The sequence below is a fragment of the Niallia yueguangensis genome, from assembly GCF_052663115.1.
Map to the genome: position 1 here is coordinate 276270 of NZ_JBQTCX010000001.1, position 17543 is coordinate 293812.

At 34.1% G+C, this 17543-nt stretch carries 16 protein-coding genes; 3 read left to right on the forward strand and 13 right to left on the reverse strand.

The window, feature by feature from the left end; all coding sequences use genetic code 11:
* Positions 1-54: 54 nt before the first annotated feature.
* Positions 55-1125 carry a branched-chain amino acid aminotransferase gene (locus ACTYA4_RS01330; RefSeq protein WP_443479726.1) on the reverse strand — a complete coding sequence of 357 codons (1071 nt, stop codon included), beginning with the start codon at positions 1123-1125 and terminating at the stop codon, positions 55-57.
* 587 nt (positions 1126-1712) lie between these two features.
* Positions 1713-1844, reverse strand: coding sequence for a hypothetical protein (locus ACTYA4_RS01335; RefSeq protein WP_443479727.1), 132 nt, complete (start codon positions 1842-1844; stop codon positions 1713-1715).
* A 291-nt stretch (positions 1845-2135) separates the two neighbouring features.
* On the opposite strand from ACTYA4_RS01335, the gene ACTYA4_RS01340 reads away from it, so the two are divergent.
* Positions 2136-3266, forward strand: coding sequence for a CAP domain-containing protein (locus ACTYA4_RS01340; RefSeq protein ID WP_443479728.1), 1131 nt, complete (start codon positions 2136-2138; stop codon positions 3264-3266).
* 260 nt (positions 3267-3526) lie between these two features.
* On the opposite strand, the gene ACTYA4_RS01345 is transcribed toward ACTYA4_RS01340, so the two are convergent.
* The 11 genes from ACTYA4_RS01345 to ACTYA4_RS01395 all read right to left on the reverse strand — a co-directional run bounded on the left by ACTYA4_RS01345 (position 3527) and on the right by ACTYA4_RS01395 (position 15737).
* Positions 3527-4438, reverse strand: a complete 912-nt coding sequence (locus ACTYA4_RS01345) for an AEC family transporter (RefSeq protein ID WP_443479729.1) — start codon at positions 4436-4438, stop codon at positions 3527-3529.
* A gap of 738 nt (positions 4439-5176) precedes the next feature.
* Complete coding sequence (gene allB, locus ACTYA4_RS01350) at positions 5177-6484, reverse strand: allantoinase AllB (RefSeq protein ID WP_443479730.1); 1308 nt, start codon at positions 6482-6484, stop codon at positions 5177-5179.
* A gap of 117 nt (positions 6485-6601) precedes the next feature.
* Complete coding sequence (gene uraH, locus ACTYA4_RS01355) at positions 6602-6955, reverse strand: hydroxyisourate hydrolase (RefSeq protein WP_443479731.1); 354 nt, start codon at positions 6953-6955, stop codon at positions 6602-6604.
* A gap of 149 nt (positions 6956-7104) precedes the next feature.
* Positions 7105-7620: a 2-oxo-4-hydroxy-4-carboxy-5-ureidoimidazoline decarboxylase gene (uraD, locus tag ACTYA4_RS01360; protein WP_443479732.1), complete on the reverse strand. Its 516-nt coding sequence runs from the start codon at positions 7618-7620 to the stop codon at positions 7105-7107.
* Between the two features lie 36 nt (positions 7621-7656).
* Positions 7657-8133 (reverse strand): (2Fe-2S)-binding protein, encoded by a 477-nt coding sequence (locus tag ACTYA4_RS01365; RefSeq protein ID WP_443479733.1) that lies wholly within the window; start codon positions 8131-8133, stop codon positions 7657-7659.
* 20 nt (positions 8134-8153) lie between these two features.
* On the reverse strand, positions 8154-10445 hold the full coding sequence (gene pucD, locus ACTYA4_RS01370; RefSeq protein ID WP_443479734.1) for a xanthine dehydrogenase subunit D: 2292 nt from the start codon (positions 10443-10445) through the stop codon (positions 8154-8156).
* A gap of 28 nt (positions 10446-10473) precedes the next feature.
* Positions 10474-11340: an FAD binding domain-containing protein gene (locus ACTYA4_RS01375; RefSeq protein WP_443479735.1), complete on the reverse strand. Its 867-nt coding sequence runs from the start codon at positions 11338-11340 to the stop codon at positions 10474-10476.
* Entirely contained in the window at positions 11288-11974 is a 687-nt protein-coding gene (locus tag ACTYA4_RS01380; protein ID WP_443479736.1) for an NTP transferase domain-containing protein, read from the reverse strand. Before ACTYA4_RS01380 ends, ACTYA4_RS01375 begins: the two co-directional genes overlap by 53 nt.
* Before the next feature lie 101 nt (positions 11975-12075).
* Positions 12076-13074 carry an XdhC family protein gene (locus ACTYA4_RS01385; protein ID WP_443479737.1) on the reverse strand — a complete coding sequence of 333 codons (999 nt, stop codon included), beginning with the start codon at positions 13072-13074 and terminating at the stop codon, positions 12076-12078.
* Between the two features lie 391 nt (positions 13075-13465).
* The gene (locus ACTYA4_RS01390; protein WP_443479738.1) at positions 13466-15073 is read right to left on the reverse strand and encodes an aminotransferase class V-fold PLP-dependent enzyme; all 1608 of its coding nucleotides are present in this window, start codon (positions 15071-15073) and stop codon (positions 13466-13468) included.
* Positions 15074-15173: 100 nt separating this feature from the next.
* Positions 15174-15737, reverse strand: coding sequence for a glycerol-3-phosphate acyltransferase (locus tag ACTYA4_RS01395; protein ID WP_443479739.1), 564 nt, complete (start codon positions 15735-15737; stop codon positions 15174-15176).
* A 385-nt stretch (positions 15738-16122) separates the two neighbouring features.
* On the opposite strand from ACTYA4_RS01395, the gene ACTYA4_RS01400 reads away from it, so the two are divergent.
* A complete protein-coding gene (locus tag ACTYA4_RS01400) occupies positions 16123-16359 on the forward strand; it encodes a helix-turn-helix transcriptional regulator (protein ID WP_443479740.1) in 237 nt (78 codons plus the stop codon).
* Positions 16360-16800: 441 nt separating this feature from the next.
* On the forward strand, positions 16801-17532 hold the full coding sequence (locus ACTYA4_RS01405) for a hypothetical protein (RefSeq protein ID WP_443479741.1): 732 nt from the start codon (positions 16801-16803) through the stop codon (positions 17530-17532).
* The last annotated feature ends 11 nt before the right edge of the window (positions 17533-17543 follow it).

The window sequence follows — 17543 nt, forward strand, 5'->3', positions numbered from 1 at the left end:
AATCTGCAGATTGCCTCTTTCATACTATTATTGTTTCCTGTTAAACGAAGTGTTTTAAACTTCTACAGTCCAGCTAAATGGATCTTCTTCTTTCCCATTTTGGATATTTGTAATAGTATCATATAATTTCTTAGCAAGTTCTCCAGTTTCTCCATTATTTACAACAATCACGTTTTCATTCCAGAAGAATTCACCAATAGGAGATATAACAGCAGCAGTACCTGTTCCAAATGCTTCTTCTAATTCTCCGTTTTTATGTGCTTCGAAAATTTCTTCCACTGTAATTTTTCTTTCTGCAACAGGAATATTCCAATGTTTTAATAATTCGATAATACTTCTTCTTGTTACACCCTCTAAAATACTGCCATTTAAAATAGGTGTAACAATTTCTCCGTTGATTTTAAAGAAAACATTCATTGCCCCTACTTCTTCAATGTATTTTTTCTCTACACCGTCTAGCCATAAAACTTGGGAATATCCTTTTTCTGAAGCAATTTGTTGAGCTTTTAAACTCGCTGCATAGTTTCCAGCTGTTTTGGCAGAACCAGTTCCCCCAGAAACTGCACGAACATATTCATTTTCAACAAATATTTTAACTGGTTTAACTCCTTCTTTATAATAAGAACCTACTGGAGATAGAATAATCATAAATTTATAACTTGTAGAGGCTGCAACCCCTAAGTATGGCTGAGTAGAAATGATAAATGGTCTTATGTAAAGTGAAGTTCCTTCTCCTGTTGGAATCCAGTCTTTATCCACATTAATTAATTGTTTAAGTGCTGTTAATGCAAACTCTTCATCAATTTCCGGAATACATAAACGATCATTTGATTTGTTCAAACGCTCCATATTTTTGTCCGGTCTAAATAATAATACTTTTCCTTCTTTTGTTAAATAAGCTTTTAATCCTTCAAAAACTGTTTGACCATAGTGGAAAATAACAGAAGCAGGATCTAAAGAAATTGGCTGATATGGAAGAATTTGTGCATTATGCCATCCTTGATCTACTGAATAATCCATCATAAACATATGATCGGTAAAATTTTTACCAAATTCCAAATTAGCAGGATCTGGTTTTGTTTTTTTTTCTGAAGCTAATGTTACGGTAATAGTTTGTTCACTCACGTTGATTTCTCCTTATATTCATATTATTTTTCTATTTATTATAACGCAACTTTGAAAAAGATGAAGGAAAATTTCATGATCTTTTGAAAAAGATGATCGAAGTGCCAATATTTATTTTATCCTAATTTTTTTATGAAATAAAATATATCCATAATCCTTCATACACTAGATCATTCCATTTTATATTTCGCTATTCGAAGCAAAAATCCTTTTTTAAACAAAGCTACCCTGAAAAGAAGTTCCGCAGCGTGAATACACTACGCTTTCCGCGGGCGAGCGCAGGAGTCTTCGTGTATTCACGCTGCTCTGCGCTATAAATGTGGAGACTGCTTCTTTCCATGTGCCATGGTGCAAATTTTGTTGCATAGGTGTCTACCCTGTAAATAAGCACTGTTAAAAGGGCTTTTCTGAAACTTATCGCTCGCTGAGTGAGCGAGGAGGCTTATAAGTTAATTCACGGAAAGCGAGTGGATTCCCTGACCATTTATAAATCAACAATGAAATATAACAGAGCGTTAAACAAAAAAAAGACTTACAATACGTAAAAAATTGATTACGAATGCAGTCTTTTTTTACAATACAATTTTCTAGTTCCAGCTTTTCGTGTTTTCCAACAATTCATCTATTTCTATTATGATAAAATCCCAATTAATACGGCTGTTTCCTATCTCAACTGTCGCTTGTAATATTTCATCAATATCGGCTGTTACTAAATGCATATGAAGCCTCCTTTAGTGCTTTGTCATGCATAGCAAAACCATTTAAAGCGCTTTTCTCTTTCATTAATGTCAGTATAACAGTTAAATGAAGGGGATTACAATAATAACGAGATTACATATTCGTAACATTATGATTGCATTTATAGATCAAAATGGAAACCATATTACTCTACATAGTCTAAAATTCCCTAAGCATGATTTACAGTTTTTCTTTTGTTATACTAAAAAAAAGGAAACACTTATGCCTACATTAAAATATGGTTATCCTTTTAAAAAGGAGGAGTTAAAAAAGTGAAAACATGGATAAAGCTTTTCTTTTTTGTTTTTATCGTGTATGCATGTTATCAATATATACAAGGGAAAAATGGTTCAGTTTCCTTTTCAAATACAATAGATCGTCTAAAAACGGAAGTGAATCAAGATTCTATTACTTCTTTTTATCATGATGTACAAGAGGAATGGAGTAAGGCAAAAACACTTTTTCAAGAAGCACAGAATACATTGCCAGATTGGAATGTTGAAAAAGAACAAAAAAAACTGGAACAGCCAAATTTAACAGCACCAACCAAACATACTTTTTCCATCTATAATATTCAAATTGGGGATAAAAAAGCATCTGTAGAAAATCAATTAGGCGAAGCGAAACGTCATAGTAGAAATGAATACGGAATTGATTGGTATGTATATCACCAAAACTATCAACATTATGTAATGGTTGCATATGATGAACAGCAATCTGTAACAGCGTTATATACGAATCAGGATCTAATCGCTTCGAAAATAGGAATTCAAAAAGGTACGAGTAAAAGTTCCGTATTAAAAACGTTAGGAAAGCCCTTAACCGAATTACAAAAGGGATTTGTTTATTATAAGCTTCCTGCTGATCGAGATTATGAAATGTTTTTATTAGATAAGGAATATGTTACCGTGTTTTTTGATAAAGAAGAAGCTAACACTGTTACGGCTATGCAAATAATTGCTGAAGGACTGGAAGAAAAACGAAATGATTTTTATACAAAAAGCTCGTCTGATTTACAAGTCGGTTTTGAGTACCAATTGTTTGATTTAACCAATGCCAGCAGAGTAAATAATGGATTATCACCATTAAAATGGGATGACCATGTGAAAGAAACAGCCCGTAAGCATAGTAAAGATATGGCCGTAAACAACTATTTTGATCATACTAATTTAGAAGAAGAATCTCCATTTGACCGCATGCTTGAAGATGGCATCCGATACCATACAGCTGGTGAAAACCTTGCTTACGGACAATACAGCAGTATATTTGCTCATGAAGGCTTAATGAATTCACCTGGCCATCGGAAAAATATTTTACAAAAAAGTTTTAACTATTTAGGAATTGGTGTCGCATTTAACGCTAATTCTCAACCATACTACACAGAGAATTTTTATTCACCTTAATAAGAAATGCGGAAGCGCCTTGCTCAGCCCCGAAGAAAAATGTTCTCTTGACTCAAAAGTGTCTTTTACTTTTAGAGTCAAGAGGTTATCTTTCACAGGGGCTAGGCGCTGGCCGATTAAGAACGCCACGTCCTGTGGCAACATCGGCACTTGTACATCCTGTACGTCGAAGCTGGATCGAGAAAAAGCGGAAGCGCCCGTATAAAGACTCGTACTAATTGTACGTCACTATACGAGCGCTAATTTTTCCTGTTCTTCAATTAAACAAGCATATTTCCGATAACCCATAATAACACAAAACTTAATAATATCGATATATTCGCAGCGGTCCCAACAAAACGCTGATTATATTTGAATTCTATACTATATGGTAAAGCAGCAGATGCCATTGGAAGTATAAGGGCAATTAGTACAGTATAACGAAACATATCTTCTACAGGCAATAAATAAAAGCCTAAAACACCTACTATAAGTCCTACTCCATATCTTAATCCTAATACTTTTCCAATCCCTCTCCAATAACTTTTCTCAAAGGAAAAATTCAAATAAATTCCTAATAATAATAAGGATAATGACATATTTGCTTTTCCAATAATCCCCGCAACTTCAACAGCTGTATCAGGTAAGTGCAGCCCACTTAAATTAACAATAAATATAATAAAATATGTCATTAAAGGAATAGATTTCCTCAGTTTGTTAACAATATGCTTAAAATCTAAAACTTCCCCTTCTTTTGAATAATAGCTGCCAATTAAATAATTTAAACCAAATATGATAAAAGCATTTCCTACATCAAACATGCCAAAATACTTAAGCCCTGCTTGTCCCCAAATTCCTTCCACTAATGGAAATGCAAATAATCCAATATTAAATCCAGGAATAAGCATGCTAAGCATCCCTTTATCATGTCTTGTTTCTTTTCTAAATAAATATAATCCGATAACAGCAACGAGCATGCCATACAAAAGCCCTAATATGACTAACATAATCAATGAGAGTTCCATTTTAATATTATGAAAGGTATAAATGATTAGACAAGGTAATGTAATATTAAAAATAACTCGAGCAATTGCTTCCCCATCTTTTTCTTTTAATATATTCCATCTTTTAAAACAATAGCCTAAACCAATAATAATAATGGAATATAAAAACTGTATATTTAAACTGTCCATTTTGCATAACTCCCAACATATGTTCACTCCACAAAACACAAGACATAATCCTACTCTATTATAGAGAATATGCACAGCTGCTGTAAATGAGGATATGAAAAAAATCTTAGTTGAGATCAGCAATAAAAAGCTTTTGATTCTCTTTAAGGTTATCTTTTATTTCCACTCTTTTCGTATAGATTACTGTTATTTACCCCGCAGCCTGAATACACTTCGCTTTCCGGACGAGTGCCGAGCCTCCTCGTCGCTATGCTCCTGTGGGGTCTCGTCTTTCTCGCTTTTTCCGCAGGAGTCTACGTGTATTCAGGCTGCTCAGTGCTTCATCCATGTTTATTATTTTATTCAATAACAACAAACTTTTAAAAAACAGCCTTTATTTTAAAATACCATTATTGATTATCAAAAGGTCAGGGAATGCACTCCCTTTCCATGGACATACTTTCAAGCCTCCTCGCTCGTTTCTCTGCGGGTCTAGTTCAACCCGTTTTTCCGCAGGAGTCTTACAGATTCTCTTCCTATAAACAACATTATCGTTTAACAGAGTTTATTTTAAAAGTAATATCATTTGGATGCGTAAAATTTTTTGTTTATAAAATAAATGAAGCCTGAAAAAGAAGTCACCCATAACATATACTTTATGGGATAGACTTTTTTCGAGCCTCATTTTATTTCTTCATTTAATTTAATGGTAATTCATTACCGGTTCCCTATAGATTCAGCGTGCTGAATCTATTTACCTTAATCCTCGTATACAACCGCACCTGCAATAATCGTTTGTTTTATTTTCCCTCTAAACTCTCTGCCAACATAAGGACTTTGTTTATTCCGATATAATAAATCTTCCTTATTTAAAATAAACGCTTCTTCTAAATCAACCAATACGAAATCAGCGTCCTTGTTTACAAAAATGCTGCCTTTCTGCTCTTCTAATCCAAATCGTTTTGCAGGATTTAAAGAAAATACATTCGCTAATTGAGGAAGAGATACTTGTCTTTTCCAGTATCCTTCTTCTAATAAAATATTAAAGGTAGATTGGCAGCCAGAAATTCCACCCCATGCTTCTAAAAAGCTCCCTTCCTTCATAAAAGCTGGTGATGGGGAGTGATCCGAAGCAATCGTATCAATTTCACCATTTTTTACTGCTTCCCACAATGCTTCTATTTCCGTTTGATCCCGTAATGGCGGAGCACATTTAGCAACCGCACCTAATGATTCTAAGTCCTCGATTGTTAATGATAAATAATGTGGACATGTTTCTACTGTCACGTCAATCCCTTTTTGTTTAGCAGCTAAAATCGGTTCTAACACTTTAGTACTGCTTATATGTACAATATGCAGTTTACATTTCGTTGCTTCTGCATACGCAAGAATTCTTTGCACAGCTTCCACTTCTGAATAGATGGGCCTTGAAGAAGAAAAAGATGCAGCTCGATTATCGTTTGCTTCCGCTGTTAATTTTCCTAAATGGGACGTAATCACGTCACTTTCTGCATGGACAGCTAATATGCCATCGAATGCCGCAATTTTCTCCATTGCTGTATAAAGGGTTTGATCATCGGAGCTTTTAAAATCTTCAATTCCACTGTTTGACATAAATGCTTTAAATCCAATAACACCTGATTGCATTAACGCTTCTAAGTCATCTGCATTACCAGGTACTACCCCTCCCCACAATCGATAATCAACGATTGATTTTTCTTCTGCGATTGTATTTTTTAGCTCAAATGCACTTTTTGTCGTCGTAGGTGGATGACTGTTTAATGGCATATCAAAAAAAAGAGTAACACCACCGGCTGCGAGACTTTTGCTGCCCGTTTCAAATCCTTCCCATTCTGTTCTCCCAGGTTCATTAAAATGAACATGGGAATCTATCAAACCTGGAAATATATGTAATCCCGTGGCATCAATCGTTTGTTTCGCCTCTATTTCATCTGGAAGTTCAGATAAAGTGACAATTTTCCCATTTAATACCCCGATATCTTCTTTTACAACTTCCTTTTCTTTTACTACAGATCCATTTCGAATAATTAAATCATATTTTTCCATAAAAAGCTCCCTTCCTTTTTGCCTATTGTTAACACGTTTGTATGAAATAAATTAAGAACGTTTCATTTAAAATGATAAAAATATAAACTTGTCCCATTTCCTTTCAAAAACACATCGTCAGCTGCCGCGATATGTCTGGTATCCCCAAGCAGAGAGAAGCAGCGGAATATGGTAATGTTTTTCTTCACTCCTTGCATAAAAACGGATCGGAATGGTTTTTAGAAATGGTTGTTTTTGTTCATCATTCGAAAACTTTTGATAATAATCTTCAATCAAAAAAAGCAATTCATACTCTCCTGTTTCAACTGTTTCCAATAAAACCGTATCCACTCTGCCGTCATCGTTTGTTTTGCCTTCTGCTATAAAGACTTTTTTATTATCTCCTTCCCATTTCCATAGTTCCACTTTAATATCGCTTGCTGGTTTTCCATTTACTAAATCAAGAATATGTGTTGTAATCCCTGTTTTCATTTGAATCTCCTATTCTATTAATATCATACAATTGTATACAATGGTAATGCTAACTATTTATTAAGATTGTTTTCAAATAAGTGACAAATTAGAAGCAATCCAACGAAAAGATTCGTGTCTTTCAATTCATACCTTTTTGAACATCCTATTTAAGAAATCGTTTCTGTTTTTTCAATAATTAGATCCTGCAACCGGAATAATACAATCTTCTGAATTTGAGCTAAAGCTGTTTGAAATTCTTGGTCCGGCTCTTGATTTAATCTTGTTTCCATTTCACTGTAAATGGAGTCTTTTGTATGCCCTTTTACTGCTAAAATAAATGGAAAACTAAATTTATCTAAATAAGCTTTATTTAAATTTGCAAAATTGTTATACTCTTCTTCCGTTAATGTATCTAGGCCTGCTCCCTTTTGTTCTTTCACGGAAGACTCTGTCATTTGGATTCGACCAGCTAAGTCAGGATGTGCACGAATTAAATCTAACTGATCTTCCTTTGCTGCTTCTTTCACAACATTTACCATTGTATCGTACAAAGCTTCGAAATTATTAAATGGTTTAAAACCCCAAGATTTTTTGGCAATCCAAGGGGTATGTTCGAATACCCATCCTATCTCTTTAATAAACTCCGTTTGATCCATCTTATTTATTTGTTCTAATGTATACAATACGCCACTTCCATTCCAATATGTTATTTTTCTTGTCTATTTTTCTTCGAGTAAATCCACTGCCCGTAGAATTCCTTCATATCCTGTACAACGGCATAAATTTCCTGATAAAGCTTGCAAAACTTCTTCACGGCTTGGTTTGTTTTTTTCATCTATTAATGTTTTTAAAGCCATAATCATACCAGGTGTACAATATCCGCATTGTAGGGCACCTCCTTTTAAAAACGCTTCTTGAATAGGATGAAGTGTTTCGGTTGAAACACTTTCAATCGTTTGGATAACTGCTTCTTCTAACTGATAAGCCATGACAAGACAGCTATTCACTAATTTACCATTCATAATTACAGAACAAGCCCCGCATCTTCCCACTTCACAGGAGACTTTTGTACCGGTTAATTGTAATTCCATCCTTAGTATATCTACTAATCTATAAGTTGGAGGGACATGTAATTCCTCTAACACACCGTTAATTTTCACCCGCACTGTTTTCGTTACTGAATTTTTCGTTTCCATCCATTTCCCTCCGCTCTACACTATAAACGTTTGGTTTGTTCTTTCGTAAACAAATGATTGGAAACAATATCCAACAGCTCTTCTGAATGAATTGGTAACTTATTAACCCAATGTCCTGTTGCATCATGAATGGCTGCAACGATTGCCGGGGCGACTGCTACAGAGCCTATTTCACCAACTCCTCTAGGTCCATATTCATCTCCATCTACAAGTGATTCGATTGCAATCACATTTGTTTCTGTTGGAATATCTACTATAGTTGGAACCAAATACGAGTCAAGATTTTCTGTCATATAACGACCGTTTTCCATTGTAGCATCTTCAAACAATGTAAAACCTAGCGCCATATTGGCGCCGCCTTCTATTTGTCCTAAGTAGCCCATCGGATTAACAATTGGTCCTGCAGAGATGACATGATCCATTTTTGTCACATTTACTCTTCCCGTTAATATATCTACTTCAACTGCAGTTGCAACACCAGCAAAGGAATATAAAAAATGTCCTCCGTCAATACTGGTTGGGGTGGTTGGAAAGTGATAATCCGCCGCAACAACTGGCAATTCATCTAAAGTAAGCGCTAATTCTTTGTAGGAAAGCACCATTTTTTGTTCTGATTCACTATTTTTTTTATACCAAACACCCCCAACACCGACAGATAAATCTTCTTTATTAACATTTTTAATACTGGAAACATCCTGCAATACTTTTTCAATCCATGCTCCCTTTAATCGGCGAATTCCATGCCATGCCATATTTGTCGCTCTTGATGCAGTTGATGAACCTGAATGGGGAACTTTTGAGGTATCGCCAATTATAATGTCAATATCTTCAGAAGAACAATTAAATGCTTCTGTCATCATCATATCAATACTCGAAATTAATCCTTGACCACATTCCTCAAAACCGAATGCAACTTCTATTTTCCCTTCCTTATTTAAAGAAATTCTTGCTCCTGACGGGTCTGATCTATTATATCCGAGACCTCCTCCATGCATCGTAATACTATATCCTGTTCCGTATAACTTCCATGGATTAGATGCAGCAGTTTCTTTCTTTAATACAGATGATTGTAGGATTTTTTCGAGAACTTGTTTGGCACCATCAGTTGGCGCAATTAATTGGTTTACGGGGCCAAGATCTTTTGTTCCGCGAATATTTTTTAAACGAATTTCACTGCTGAGCAGGTTCATTTTTTCCGCTAATCGCTCTATTTGTGTTTCCAGCGCAAAGGTGATTTGATTACCGCCAAAACCTCGGAATTCCCCTGAAACACCGTTATTTGTATAAACGGAATAACCTTCCACATCTACAATATCTATCATATAAGGGCCAGTGCTATGTTCAACGGCAAAATCTAATACAGCAGGACCTAACGTGGCATACGCTCCAGTATCCGCAATAATTTTCACCTTATGTGCAAGTAATTTTCCATCTTGATCGACGCCTGTTTTCATTGTAATCTTCATTGGATGTCTTTTTAATCCTGCTTTGATGGAAGTTCTTCTGGATTGATGAATTTTCACTGGCTTTCCAGTTTTTAACGCTAATAAACATATATATGGCTGAATGTTTAATTCATCTTTCCCGCCAAATGAACCTCCTATAGGACTTGAAATAACGCGAATATTGTCTGCATCCATATTTAAAATTCTTGCCAATTGCATTTGATCTTTAAAGCCATGCTGGGTAGGTGCGTATAATGTGATTCCTCCATTTTCTTCGGGGATCGCCACGCCTCCTTCTGTTTCCATATAAGCATGCATTTGCCTTGGCGTGTCATACGTTTCCTCGACAATACATGTACATTTTGAAAATGCTGCTTCTATATCTTCCCCTTTTTGATAAGTGGCTTTATGAAGCAAGTTACCATTTTCATGCAGCTTACTTGTTGTATCTAATAAGCTTTCTTCCGGGTCGGTGATAGGTGTTAACGGCGTATATTCAACTTTAATAAGAGAGGCTGCTTTTTCTGCCACTTCCTTTGAAACGGCTGCTATTGCAGCAATAGCATCTCCAACATATCTCACTTTCTTGTCACAAAGTACTGGTTGATCCGGAATGATGATGCCAAAACCATTTAATCCCGGAACATCTTTATGAGTAATAACTGAAAATACACCAGGCAAAACTTCAGCCTCTGTTGTATCGATAGAAAGAATGGTTGCAAACGGATATTCACTTCGCAAAACAGTTGCGTAAAGCATATCAGGAAATGCCATATCGGTTAAATACTTTAACTCACCAGTTACTTTTCCTTTACCATCTCTTCTTATTTTCCATCGCGAGCCAGCACCCTCTTTCGTTAATACCAACTAACCTCGCCCCCTTTTTTCCTAATCATCAATCTTGATTAAAAATTGATTTACATTGTGCAAAAAAAATATTGGCTGCTACTTTTCTGCGGTATCGCTCTGTGACAAAAGGATCTGAATAAGAAACAAACCCATTTTCTATTGCTTGATAAATGGGGGCAAAATCTAAGTTTCCAGTATTTCTATGAAGCAGCATTTTTTCAGCAGACTCTAACCTAACAGGTTGATGAGCTCCACCACCAATTGCTAGTCTTGCTTCTTCTATTTTTGCATTTGCCTTTTTTATATATCCAGAAACCGATATAATTGCAGCAGTAAAACTTTCTCTTCTCCCAAGTTTTTGAAAAAAATAATGAACCCCTTCCTTTTGTGTTTGTATCGGAATACGTATTGTTGTAATTAGTTCTAAAATGTTTGCTTCTTTTTTTGTTTGCAGCCATTCTTTAATAGAAACCACATACTGTTTTTCACCGTTATAAATATTTAATTGGGCATCTAATACTAATAACGCAGGAATGGAATCGCCAACTTCACTACAAATATTTCCACCAATGGTTCCTCTGTTTCTAACTGCTGGAGCACCGATTTTGCTGCAAGCATCAGATAACACCTTGGCATGTTCCAGTACTAAAGAGTTCTTACAGCATTCTGCAAGGACAGTTGCTGCACCAATTTCTAAATATCGAACGCCCGCTTCTGAAATTTCCTTTATTCCTGCTAGTTCTATTATTTTCTCCATACTAATTAGATGAGAGGGTCGTTCTATTCCAGCTTCCCAATTCAACTGTAATAACGTGCCGCCTGAAATTAAGATGCTATTCGATTCGTATACCTTTTTGGCTTTAACGAGCGTTATCGGTATATCTACAATCGTTTGGTAGTAATCTGTTTCCATTATAGCCACCCCTCTCACCATTCAACTTTTCTATCATGAATGGAAGATATTTTTGATAATCTTCTTTTGTATCTATATCAGCAAAATTCAACTCATCTGAAAATTCAATTTTTTTACCTTGCAATAACCCTTTGGCGATTATTTTTTTCGCCCCAAAATCTCCTTTTATTTGTAATAATTCTCGAAATGTTTTTGCCGCAAAAATAATCGGAGGTTTTATCAGACCTTTATGACTGCTTGCAACATAATCATCATTTGCAGACATAGCTTGCATTTGTAGTGTATGAAGCATGGTTTCTTTAATAAACGGCTGATCCGCCAAGCAGACGATCACCTGTTCAGCATTCATTTCCATCGCTTTTGTTATCCCACATTTAAGGGAATATCCCAGCCCTTTTTTTGCTTCGCAACAAACTATTATTTCCCCTCTACCTCGTTTTAGTTCATTTATCAAATCTTTATTTAACCAATTTAAAGAATCGTTTTCGTTCACAATAACTAAAACATACTCTATTAATGACGACAATATTGTTCGTAACGCAATACTTCCAAGTGAAACATGATGAATAGGCAAGGACAGTTTTTTTTCTCCCATTCGACTGCTTTTTCCTGCTGCTAAGTAAATCGCAATCACAAACATTTCACCTTCTTTTTAGAGGATATTAAGAAAAGCGCAGGCCCCTTGCTAACCCCCGAAGATCTCAGGTTAACTAATTCCTTTTTGAATACACATTTTCATGCCGTTTTTTTATTTTTTTCTGCTATTAATTGTGCTACTATGCTGATAGCAATTTCATCTGGTCCTTCCGCGTTAATAGGTAAACCGATAGGAAAATGAAGCCAATCTGGTATCGTATTCGATAATAAAAGTCGCTGTGAACGTTTTTTTGAACCTAATAACCCTAAAAATCGCAGTTTTTTTGTTAATAAATAGTTCACTAATTCTTTATCCTTCGAAAAATTATGTGTCATAATAAGAACGTAATCTTCCTTTGATGGTTGAATTTTTTCCATTGCAACGATCGGATTGCCGATCATCACTTCATCAACACTCGGAAATTGCTGTTTATTGCATAAACCCGAACGCCAATCCGCTAATAAAATATGAAATCCAGCACCTTTTGCATACATGGTCAGTGGTTTTACATCGGGCCCTGCTCCATAAATGATTAAACGCGGCGGTGGAATAAATGCTTGTTTGTAAATATAACAATCTAATTGTTTATTATGTATCATTTTATTATTTTCATAGGGTGAGAAATCAATCCTATCCTTTAACTTCGTGCCAAATATTTCTCCAGTTTCAGTAATAAAAAGAGAATTAAGCAACTGAAAGTTTTGATCCAATACTTTTATATGGGAAACAGCTATTCTACCATCTAACAAATCCTTTAATTTGTGATAGTCATTTTTTACTGTAGCAGAAATACGTTCTAATAAAATATGAATACTACCATCACAGCCTACTCCCTGTCCCCATGATAAATCATCATCCGAACGAAGGTCATAGACTAAATGACATGAATTAACCGTGTTTGATTCCACCCTGGCCAGAATATCTTGCTCTACACAACCACCACTTAACAACCCCGTTTCTTCCCCATCTTCCGTAAAAAACATCATCGTTCCTTCTTTTCGATAAGCCGATCCCTCTACATGAATAATGGTTGCTACATAACTGCTACAATTACTATTTACGATAGATTGAATAACGGAGTAACTATCTGAAAACATTTCCGCACCTCCCATTATTTTCATCTTATCAACTAAACAAGTTTATTAGATTTTATGATGATTCATTCAATTAAATTGTAAAAATTCGAATTTTTTCCGAACTATCCGATGTTACAAAAGCTAACACAGGTTTTTATACAAATAATATATCGGATAGAAAAAAAAGTCACTGGGTTTATTATCTAATAAAAATAACATAAATTAGCTATTTTAAACAATTATTTTCACTTACATCATGCAGCATGATATAAAATATAACAACAAGTTATTTAAAGCAAGCTGTAACTTTGAGAACCCTTGCTCTTTACTTAAAGGGCTTTACCAAAAAAAAATGACACTAGCTTCCTTGAAGGTTTTTTCACCACAAAGAAAATAGTGTCACTATATTGTTCTACCATAGTACCTCTTTTTTGTTTTTTTCATGTTGTTTCATATAACGATAAATACAGAAAAGCACCCGCATCATTTGTTTTGTCTCATCGATTGTATTATTTCCAATGGTAGCTATTTGAATCCAATTGCGTTTTATTAAATACTTGCTTTCATATTGAAGAACATATCCTTGCAGCTTCATCATATCTCCAAGTAATTCTGTTGATAGGTCAGAATCTATTTGAACAGTAATAATCGTGAATGCTGCTTTTTTACTTTCAGTGATTACATGAAAGCCTTCTTCTATTAAAGATTCATAAACATATTGATACATTTTTTCCACTTGGAAAAACTTTTGTTCCGCTTTAATTTGAAGACTTTCTTCTAATGCCGAAACTAAGTGTGATGAATGAGAATATGGTACACTCTCTTTCTCCATATATTCTCCTAAATCAAGATAAGGAGGAAGTGAATGGCTGCTTTTAAGTTTATGATGATGAAAAACAAAGGATAAACCTGTTATGCTGCCAATCCCTTTTCCACTAACACCTGTAGCAAAATAAACATTTGTTAAATCAACAGGAATTGCTCCTATTGAACTAATGCCATCTACAATCAGTTTCATATGATTCTGCCTGCAATAAGTAGAAAGGTCGTCTATTGAGTTTAACATGCCCGTCGACGTTTCACAGTTTACGAACCAAATCCATTTAATATCCTCCGTAAGGGCCTCCTGTACTTCTTTTGCTGTAAACGATTGTCCCCATTCTTTTTTTATTGTATTAAAATGTAATTGAAATCTTTCTGCACGTGAAATTAATCTTTCTCCAAATTCACCATTGCTTAAAATAAGTCCTTTTTCGTTTAATAATTGAAGCTGTGAGGCAACACAATCATTTGCTAATGTGCCTGAACCTAATAATACTTGAACATGTTTGGCTGACGTTAGCTGACAAAGCTTTTGTTGAACATTTTTCATTTTGTTATAAAAAAGGTGGTCACGGTGGGAAATAACGTTATCAGTAAACGCCTGCATCACTTTTGAATTCACCTTAACTGGTCCTGGAAGGAAAGAAACTTCCTTTGTAAATAACTTGCTTTTTTGTTTAAACCATTCCGTTGTTACATACATCGGCTGATAGGCAGCAGTTTTCGTTCCAACAATGTGTGCAAACGGTGTAAATCCCATATGTTTGTATAATTTTAACTCATTTAATGTGCCGCTGATTACTGCAGCATCGTATTTGTTTTGCAGACAATATTTTAACAATAGTTGCATTAATCCAACAAATACTTTTGTTTTTCTATATTCTTTTTTTACAGATAATAATCTAACTTCACATAAATTTTCTGGTTTAATTGGTAAATAGGCAGATAGATCGCCAAGTTTTTTATCTAAAGAAAAAGGCCTTATATGATTAACACTTAACATGCCAATCACTTCATTATGTACTAATGCAATTAAATAAGTATTCTGCTTATGATAAGCATCTATTAACAATCTATCCTTATTTTCTTGATGCTGTGGAATTTCTTCCACAAATGTTTCATAATTTAATTGATGAATTTGTTCGATTTCATGCTGCAATGTTGCTATTTTAAATAAATAGGTTGGATTTATCCCCAATAGTTCCACCACCTAATAAATAATATATTCCATTACTTTTTGCATGTTTTTTCGTTAAGAGTGTAGAAATAATCTTTTTTCTATTTCTAAAAAATGATCGTTATACTGGCTTATTAATCGGAATAAATCCTTTCCAAGAAATATGATGAGACAAAAAAATCATCAACCATGTCAAGAGCGCTATGACAGTACATAACACGGTACCGTCTCTAAGAAGCAAAGAAACACAAACTAAAAATAATGCAATAAAACCGGTAAAAGTAAAACTTTTATAAATTAGATAAAAAACAAAAAAACTAATCATGATAATAATACTACTAAGAAAATCAAACGCGATTAGCCCTCCAATAAAAGTAGAAACCCCTTTGCCACCCTTAAATTGGAAAAACAATGGTTTTATATGACCTAAACAAACGAAAAACAAAGCAATTAATAGGATTTCATTCGAAAATTGAAAATACTTTCCTATTACAATCATCACAGCTCCCTTTAAAGCATCTCCTAAAAAGGTGAGGAAAAATGCTTTTTTACCATATAATCTACCCGCATTTCTTGCACCAACATTTTTGCTGCCTTCAAGTCGTATATCTACTCCTTTCAACAATTTCCCTACCAAATACCCAAATAATATATTGCCAATAAAATAAGATACTACTAAATACAAAATAATCGTAATCACACCTTAATAAATATATTTTCCATTGTGTTAATAACATTATTATACACTAAAAGAATAAATTTACACAAATGATTATTTTCTTCACATCTTCTTAATCCTAATAATGGTTAATAAATACATATATCCGATACTTTACGGCAAAAGAAGAATAATTTCACTTTTTTTGCTATTTATAATATAAATTTTTTTATTGAATAATTACGAATCTTTTTTTATGATATAGTTGTAATGCAAATTCCTGCCAAATAACAGCATCGTAAAGAATATTAACATACAATAAAGGGGATTAGCATTGTTTAGTGCATTTTACTTTATTTTATTATATATGTTTGCTAAACTTTACTTTTATGCAAGATGAAGAGGTGAATAAATGAACAAAGAAATAATTAAATTCCTTCGAAAAAATTATGAAATGACGCAAAGAGATTTTGCAAAAATAGTTGATTGTAGTTTTGCTTTAATTGCACTAGTGGAAGTCGGCAAAAGAAAAGTAAGTAAAGATTTAGAAAATAAAGTCAAAAGCGCCTTTAATTTAGATGATCAAGATATTCAATCTATTTCTTCTATTCTATCGGAATTCAGCAAGGGGATCCCTCCATTTATGTAAAAATACCTTTCCTATCTAAGCAAAATCTCATCTACTACTTTCTCTTCTCATTGATCATTCAAACTATATTTTGGAATACTTATACATACTTTACAAACCGATTCATTCTTTAAAAACTGTCCATTGTACATAGGACAGTTTTTTCATATTCTATCAATCGAAACCTCTTCCAATCCATGACTCAAATAGAAGTACCATTTTTTAATTTAGGCTGTTTTCGTATAGATTATTGCTTTTAAACGCGTAGCCTGCATACACCTTTGCGGGGACTTGTCTTTCTCACATTCCCACAGGAGTCTAAGTGTATGAGGCTGCTACGAAACGCTTTTCCATATGTACAGCCTTAATTTAAATGTCATCCTAAAACAATAATAGGAGCAGAATCCCCTTTTCGCTTGTTTTTACATAGTATAAAAGACGAAAGAAAAAAGGAGGAGAGCTATGCCAGACAAAAAGGAGCAATCACTTTTTCCAACTGTCTATAAACCTAAAACGAAATTAGAAGACAGTTCAAATCAAAAGACATTTCATCAAAATTATTTACATGATTATATGCAAAGCCAACATGATACTATGGATAAATTAACACACTTAATTCTAGACTTGCAGCAATTTGTAAAGGACAATCAACATGTCCAACAAGGGAAGTTTGATGGAATGAATCAAAAACTACTAGCTCAAGAAAGCCTATCATCTAATTTATTAACATCCTTTGCTAATCATCAATTAATGTCTAAGTCTTTTCAAGAAAAACTTTTGGCAATAGAATGTTTAATCAAAGAAAATGCAAACGTATTAGCAAACGAAACAATTATGAATCAAGCTATTCTCGATCAAGTTTCCTACCAAGAACAAGCTGTTATTTCATTAGGAGAACAGTTTCAAAACTATACCTTCATAGCTAATCAAATGCAAAAAAACATGGAGAAAGTGGATAAAAATTATGAAACAGTGACAGAAAAATTAGAGGTGCAGGAAATTTTCCACCAAACATTGATAGAAAAAATGGATGCAACCGAAGCAAATATGAGTAAAATCACAAGACAGATAGATGTGTTAAAACACCTCCTTTTTGAAAGAATTAGCTATTTATCAGACAAATTGGAAGCTAATTTCAAATCCATTTCTAAACCTGTTCAACGATTTCTTTTGCAAAAAGAAAAACAAGACTAAAAAACACCCAT

What these genes read in the sequence shown, in the direction of transcription:
- uraH (WP_443479731.1), bottom strand. Translation starts at nt 6,955, where the DNA reads ATGAAAACAGGGATTACAACACATATTCTTGATTTAGTAAATGGAAAA.
- ACTYA4_RS01345 (WP_443479729.1), bottom strand. Translation starts at nt 4,438, where the DNA reads ATGGACAGTTTAAATATACAGTTTTTATATTCCATTATTATTATTGGT.
- ACTYA4_RS01405 (WP_443479741.1), top strand. Translation starts at nt 16,801, where the DNA reads ATGCCAGACAAAAAGGAGCAATCACTTTTTCCAACTGTCTATAAACCT.
- allB (WP_443479730.1), bottom strand. Translation starts at nt 6,484, where the DNA reads ATGGAAAAATATGATTTAATTATTCGAAATGGATCTGTAGTAAAAGAA.
- ACTYA4_RS01385 (WP_443479737.1), bottom strand. Translation starts at nt 13,074, where the DNA reads ATGTTTTCAGATAGTTACTCCGTTATTCAATCTATCGTAAATAGTAAT.
- ACTYA4_RS01365 (WP_443479733.1), bottom strand. Translation starts at nt 8,133, where the DNA reads ATGGAAACGAAAAATTCAGTAACGAAAACAGTGCGGGTGAAAATTAAC.
- ACTYA4_RS01335 (WP_443479727.1), bottom strand. Translation starts at nt 1,844, where the DNA reads ATGCATTTAGTAACAGCCGATATTGATGAAATATTACAAGCGACAGTT.
- ACTYA4_RS01375 (WP_443479735.1), bottom strand. Translation starts at nt 11,340, where the DNA reads ATGGAAACAGATTACTACCAAACGATTGTAGATATACCGATAACGCTC.
- ACTYA4_RS01400 (WP_443479740.1), top strand. Translation starts at nt 16,123, where the DNA reads ATGAACAAAGAAATAATTAAATTCCTTCGAAAAAATTATGAAATGACG.